This window comes from Prosthecobacter sp. (assembly GCF_020439865.1).
GTDB lineage: Bacteria > Verrucomicrobiota > Verrucomicrobiia > Verrucomicrobiales > Verrucomicrobiaceae > Prosthecobacter.
Genome location: NZ_JAGRPF010000041.1, coordinates 1 through 6,392, shown reverse-complemented (window position 1 = coordinate 6,392; position 6,392 = coordinate 1). Strand labels below are relative to the sequence as shown.

Annotated in this window: 6 protein-coding genes; 2 read left to right on the top strand and 4 right to left on the bottom strand. The window is 59.2% G+C overall.

The window, feature by feature from the left end:
- The coding region (locus tag KDL09_RS04070; protein WP_294381663.1) for a DUF1080 domain-containing protein at positions 1-301 on the bottom strand (301 nt) is incomplete at its 3' end.
- Positions 302-414: 113 nt separating this feature from the next.
- Between KDL09_RS04070 and KDL09_RS04065 the strand changes: the two genes are divergently transcribed.
- Positions 415-1,443: an HNH endonuclease gene (locus KDL09_RS04065; RefSeq protein ID WP_294381659.1), complete on the top strand. Its 1,029-nt coding sequence runs from the start codon at positions 415-417 to the stop codon at positions 1,441-1,443.
- A gap of 26 nt (positions 1,444-1,469) precedes the next feature.
- On the opposite strand, the gene KDL09_RS04060 is transcribed toward KDL09_RS04065, so the two are convergent.
- The 3 genes from KDL09_RS04060 to KDL09_RS04050 form a co-directional block, all read right to left on the bottom strand.
- Positions 1,470-3,956, bottom strand: a complete 2,487-nt coding sequence (locus KDL09_RS04060; protein ID WP_345781067.1) for a DUF1592 domain-containing protein — start codon at positions 3,954-3,956, stop codon at positions 1,470-1,472.
- A 4-nt stretch (positions 3,957-3,960) separates the two neighbouring features.
- On the bottom strand, positions 3,961-4,326 hold the full coding sequence (locus KDL09_RS04055) for a hypothetical protein (protein ID WP_294381653.1): 366 nt from the start codon (positions 4,324-4,326) through the stop codon (positions 3,961-3,963).
- A gap of 86 nt (positions 4,327-4,412) precedes the next feature.
- Positions 4,413-5,681 (bottom strand): DUF1552 domain-containing protein, encoded by a 1,269-nt coding sequence (locus tag KDL09_RS04050; protein WP_294381651.1) that lies wholly within the window; start codon positions 5,679-5,681, stop codon positions 4,413-4,415.
- A gap of 193 nt (positions 5,682-5,874) precedes the next feature.
- On the opposite strand from KDL09_RS04050, the gene KDL09_RS04045 reads away from it, so the two are divergent.
- On the top strand, positions 5,875-6,392 hold a 518-nt coding region (locus KDL09_RS04045; protein ID WP_294381649.1), incomplete at its 3' end, for an alpha/beta hydrolase.

Below are 6,392 nucleotides of genomic sequence, written 5' to 3'. Positions count from 1 at the left end.
TGCCGTCCGGCAAAATGACACGCGCCTTCGGATTCGTGAACGGCGTCTCCTTGATTCGCCAGTCGATGAACAATTCGAAGTCGCCGTATTCCTTGAGTGTCCACAGATTCCGGTCACCCTTCCCTTCGCCCTGAGGATCGCAGTCGATGACTCCATCCACCACCTTCCAGTCGCCCTCCATCGCCTCACGAGTCATCCATCCACTCAGATCCTTGCCATTGAAAATCGAAACAAAGCCCGCCTCCTCGGCACGAAGCGTGGCGATGCAGACGATGGCAAAAAGAAACAGGAAGCGAATCATGACGGGATCGTAAACGAGCTCCGTCCGTCGTGCTTGCGAAACTCAGCGAGAGCGGAGGAACTCATCCGAGATTTTGGATGGATTAGCACCAAACTTCGACTCTCGTTCAAAGCATGGGAATCGTTTTGCTCGTATCTGCCGCAGCGTTGGCATGCTTAGCTGGATGGATAACTCATGCCATAGAGAAGAGACTTCGAAGTCGTCCTTCGCCCCGCGAGGAGAAGAAACTGGCATTGTCAAATCAGCCGCCGGTAAACGCTCCCTTTGCGGTGAAAAGGTCCTCACCCACTGAGAAAACCGATGTTGCCCCTCAACCTGAAAGAATCATCCAACCTTCAATACCAACGATTGAGCCTCAAGGTATCGAAACCAGGTTCGACTACTGGCAAGGCACCGGAACAGACAAGTATCCGCCAGATTGGAAGTTTCGTTCTGCAGAAGTTCGCAAACGAGATGGAGATCGCTGCCAAGTTGCCGGTTGCCCAAACCTTGACTCAAAGCATGTACACCACCTCGATGCGATCAAGAATGGCGGCAGCCATGTGCTCTCGAACTTGATAACGCTTTGCGCATTTCACCACGCTCTGATGCCTGATCACCTCGAAGCCATCGGCGAGAACAACCCGAGCGAAAGGTTCAGCGTTAGACAAAGACACACTCGCCGAAATCAGGTCAATCCTGGCTTTCACAGAGTAAGACCAACCGTGGTTCGCTATGTCACGGCATCAAAAGAAGATATTCTACTGGCAGTTCGGTCTTTTGGATGGTCATGTCCGAATTGCCACCGTCTTGGCTTCGAATGCGAAGGTCGACAGCAGCCTGATTGGGCGCGATTCAATAGTGCAGGAAAGCCAATCGACTGTGAATGGCGATTGGTGTGCCAACAGAATGGTTGCGGCTACGCTTGGTATTTCCAAGGAGGACTTCTCGAAGAAGTTGGGCTGACTCTGGCGAGGAGAGTGTTTCTCCAGACCTCGAATCCAAAGTTAAGGCAATACGAGGACTCTTGGCTTGAAGACTTCCAGTTTATCGAGGCTCCTGCTTGTCCGAGAACTGATTGCCTTGGGCATTTAGTTTGGAGATTCAACCGCAATGACGGCAGTCTGTTCCAAGGTTGCACTGAGTGGCGGTTACACCGCTGAGCCAGTAAGCTTCAAAAAACGTTCCCTCACCTCGACCGGAAGATCTCGCTCATCAGACACTCGACCATGAGGGTGTTCAGGCCGAGGCCCTGCTTCTTTGCTTTCTCGTGGAGCTGGTCGATGAGGAGGTCGTCGTTGAGCTCCATGGTGCGGCCGGTGGTGTAGGTGAGGAGCTGGCGGATGAGGTGACGGCTGAAAAGATCGGCGCGCGTATCAGCGATGACTTTCTTGAAGCCGGCGAAGTCGGCGTATTTCTCGCCGGAGTTGAATTCGCCGGTGGTGTCGATCTTGGGAGCGTCTTTGGCGTTTTTCGGCTTCGGGTAGGTTTTCCGCCAGCGGCCAACGGGATCAAAAGCTTCGAGGCTGAAGCCGAGCGGGTCGATCTTGCGATGACACTCGGCACAGGCGGCGTCGGTGCGGTGTTTGGCGAGGCGTTCGCGGATCGTAGTGGCACCGCTGACATCGGGATCAATCGCGGGCACGACATCCGGCGGCGGCGGCGGCGGGACGCCGAGGATGTTCTCCGTGACCCACACGCCGCGCGTGACGGGCGAGGTCTCGACGCCGTTCGCGCTCACGGTGAGCACCGCGGCCATGCCGAGCAGACCACCGCGATGCGTGTTGCCCTTCAGGCTGACTTTTTGGAAGCCGTCGGCGAGGCGCAATTTGTCCTTCTCCGGGAGTTCGTAGAGTTTCGCGAGCTTCTTGTCCACGAACGTGTGCTCGCAGTCGATGAACTGCGTGACGGAGCCGTTGTTCTTGAGCAGATCGCGGAAAAACAGACGCGCCTCGGTTTTCATCGAAGTGGGCAGATCCTCGGCGTAGTAGGAGCGCACGACTTCGCGCGGCGGCGGCATGCCGCCGAGGTCGCGGAGGTTCAGCCAACTGTCGAGGAAGCCGTTCACGAAGCCGTCGATGCGTTCGTCGGCGATCATGCGCTGAATCTGTTTCTTCAACTCGGCATCCTGCGTGAGCTTGCCGGACTTCGCCGAAGCGAGCAGCGCGTCATCCGGCGGCGTGGCCCACAGCGCATACGAAAGGCGCGTGGCGAGGTCGTAGGGCTTCAGCGCCTTCGCGGATTCGTCGGTGATCTCGCTGAGGTAGAGGAAGGACGGTGAGCAAAGGATGAGCTTCAATGCATCGAGCGCGGCCTGACGCGGCGTGGCTTTCTCGGCGAGGCGCTTGTCATACATCGCGCGGATCGGCTGGCGATCGGCGTCGGTGAGCGGACGGCGATACGCTTTCTCGGCGAAGGCGTTCAACTGATCGAGCGCGTGATCGGCCTGGAAGCCGTCTTTGCCAAACACGGCGACTTCTTCGACGCGGCCATGCTTTTCAGGCACGGGGCCGTGGATCTTGATCTCGCTGATGCGGATGTGCGGCAGCTCGCCTTCGAGCAGGATGTGCGCACGACCGACGCCGGAGGTGCCGATTTTTTGTTTAAACTCATCCTTGTAGCGCTTGTTGATGGTGACGACCGAGGCGCGAGATTCATACGGGCCGTTCGGGAAGATGAAGCGCGGCGTCTGCCCGGCTTCGAGCCACACGCGGAACTTGAACCACGTCGGTGTGTTGTCCGGCACGACGGCGCTGGCGAGCAGCGGCTCGATGGCCTGCGGGTAATGGATGTGGCCCTTCGTGACATCGCCGGGCACGACGCCGAGGATGAAGGGCTCGGAGAAGTCGATGCCGAAGATCGCGGGGTCGTAATGCGTGTCGCGATGCAGCGCCGTGGCCTCGACCTCGATGTCGTAGAGCCCGGAGACGGGCACGCCCTGCTTGAAGTCTTCGATGTGGCCATAGCCGCCCTGACGCGTGTCGGTGTTCGGCTGTTCGTAGAGATTGAGGTAGCGGTAGTTGAACGCGGACTTGTGCGCGCCCTGCAGCTCCTCGTATTGCACGAAGTGACCGTTGAACTTCCAGTCCTTCGGCTCCGTGGCCGGTTTGCCGAGACGCGTTTCGACGAGGCGATTCGCAGACTGAAAATATTGATCGACGAGGAAACCGGAGGTCACGAGCGTCTTGCCGATCGTGTCCATGTGCTCGCTTGTTTTTTCCTTCGGAAAATCGGCGGTGAGGCCCAGCGTATCCACGCGTCGGCCAAACAGCACGGCGAGCGTGTTTTCATATTCGCGGCTGGAGAGGCGGCGCATCACCGTGCGGCTGCCGGTGCTCTGGAACTTGCCATACGCAACCACGGTACCGTCTCGCAATGCGCGAATCATCGCGATGCGCTCGTCGTCCTTCGGCTGGTCGGCCTTCTTCGGCGGCATCTCCTTCAGCGTAAGCTGGTCGATGATGTCGCGCGCCTCGATGAGATCAGGCACCGACTTCAGCGGCAGCTCGAACTTCTCAAACGAGCGGTCGCCCTTCTGCACATCCGCGTCGTGGCACTCCAGGCAGTATTTGCCAAGAAACTGCTGCACGAGCTTCGGTGCATCATCAGCGGCGCTGATTGATGATGAAGAAGCTAGAATAGAGAGGCTAAGCAGCGATCTTTTAGCGAAAAACATTGTACTAGGTTGCCCCGGTCTCATTTGGTTGCATGGCCCATCCGTATGTCTGCGTCGCAGCTTTGAACTCGTCGCTTGTGGAGACATCTGAGTAATCTTGCTCCTCGAATTCCAAACCGAATTTCTTTGCCAGCATGGCTGCCCAATCCTGACCTGCAAGACGGGCGTGTTCCGTGGGAATCGAGAAACGGTGCATCTCACTTTTGTCACCGTTGCGCTCGTTCAGCAAAACTACCAATTCTACTCGCTCAGCAGACTGGTCGCGCACAGACAGAATCTTGTAGCAGTAGCCATCAGGGAAAGAGTCGTCCGTCACCCACTGACTAATCCAAAAGATATGCGGGAACCAACGCTCGTAATCGAAATTCACGACACCAGGACCCGCCACGGAGTTCGACCCAGGTTCTTCGGGCCGAGTGTTGGCCTCACTGCCTTTATCTGAATGCGGATCGCCCATCACGCGAAACGTCCTGTGCTGCTGCCGAACGAATCGGTTTCCACGCCCATCTTCTGCGCGATGTCCACGAACAGATTGCAAAGCGGCACCTTGTTGATGCCCTGGTTTGGCACCTGGCGGAATTCACCGTGCTTGTAGCCGCCGCCGGCGAGGAGGATGGGCAGGTCGGAGTTCTTGTGCGAGTTGCCGTCACCCATGCCGCTGCCGAACATCACGGTGGTGGAGTCGAGCAGCGTGCGCTCGCCGTCGTTCATCTTCGAGAGGCGGGCGACGAACTTGCCGAAGTGCTCGATCTGATACTTCTCGAGTGTGACGAGGCTCGCGATCGCTTCCGGGTCGTTGCCGTGGTGCGAGAGGCCGTGCCAGTCCTTCTTGATGCCGAGATGCTGCGGCATAAAGTCGCCGCCGATTTCCAGCGTGGCAATGCGCGTACTGTCCGTCTGCAAGGCGAGCGCAATCATTTCATACAGCAGCGGCAGATCCTCGACCGCGCTGCGGTTTGCCGGCTTTTCAAAGGGCGCTTTCGGCTTTGGCTGGTTCGTCCAGCGCTGGCGCAGTTCGAGGCGCTTTTCGACATCGCGCACGGAGGTCAGGTATTCGTCGAGCTTGTCCTTGTCCTCCTTGTTTACCTTCTTGGAAAGGCGGTTCGCCTCCTCCAGCACGGAATCGAGGATCGACGCCTGCACTTTGTTCTCCTCCATGCGACGCGCCTGACGCTCCTTCGAATCGGTCACGAACAGCTTCTCGAACAGCTCCGCCGGATTCGTCACCGGCGGCACACGCACACCCGATTTCGTCCACGCGATCTGGCAGCCGCCATGGATGCCGCCTTCCGAACCGACGGTGAGGGACGGGAAACGCGTCTCAAAGCCAATCTCGTCCGCGAGATACTGGTCGATCGTCACATTGCCATCCGGGCGGTTTTGCGCCTCGGAGTTCAGCACGCCGGAGAGGAACGAATGCACCGCGAAGTGGCCGCCCTTCACGCCGTGGTCGAGGCCGCGGAGGACGGTCATCTTGTCACGAATGTCCCACACCGGCTCCAGCAGCGCCGTTTTCTCGTAGTTGCGGCCCGTGGTCGTGGGGAAAAGGCTCTTGGTCTGGTAGCCGAGCAGATTGCCGATGGCAACGAACCGCCGGGCTCCCATGCCTGCTCCTTTCGCCGTCTGCACGGAGCCTCCCGTGGCGCCTTTGGCCATGAGCGAGGACATGCCCGGCAGCGCGAGCGTGGTGCCGAGGGAACTGAGAAGGAAGTGACGACGATTCATACGGGGTGTTTTGGGGGCCTTTAAACGCCGTTCGGAGGCGTTCTGTTTCACCCTCGGAACGATGGGGAAGCAGCTCCTGTGCCGACCCGCCATACCCCCGCCGGGCCGAGTTTTCAGCGGCAAAGCATGCATGGTCGGCCCCTTGGCTCCGTTCCCTTCATTCCGGTCGCAAGGCCTCCAACCTCACCTCTGCATGAAACCCGCCCTCATCACCCTGCTTCTTTGCCTACCGGCGCTGGCTCTTTCAGCCGCCGACACCCCCAAAGCCAAGGCCCCCGCCAAGAAGAAAGCGGCCCCGGCCAATCCGGCGGTCGTGAAGCCGACCATGGCCAATGTGCCCTACGGCATGCATGAGCGGCACATCCTCGACTTCTGGAAGGCCGAGTCCGCCACGCCGACGCCGCTGGCGTTCGTCATTCACGGCGGCGGCTGGCAGAGCGGCGAGAAGGAGCGCGTGAACAAGTTCGTCAGCGTCGAGGATCTCCTCGCACAGGGCATCTCGGTGGTGGCCATCAACTACCGCCTCATGAAGCACGCCGCGGAGGACAAGGTCACGCCGCCGGTCAAAGCGCCGCTGCATGATGCCGCTCGTGCCCTGCAGTTCGTCCGCAGCAAGGCGGCCGAGTGGAACATCGACAAGACGCGCGTTGGTGCGGCCGGCGGCTCCGCGGGTGCGTGCTCGAGCCTCTGGCTCGCGTTTCATGATGATCT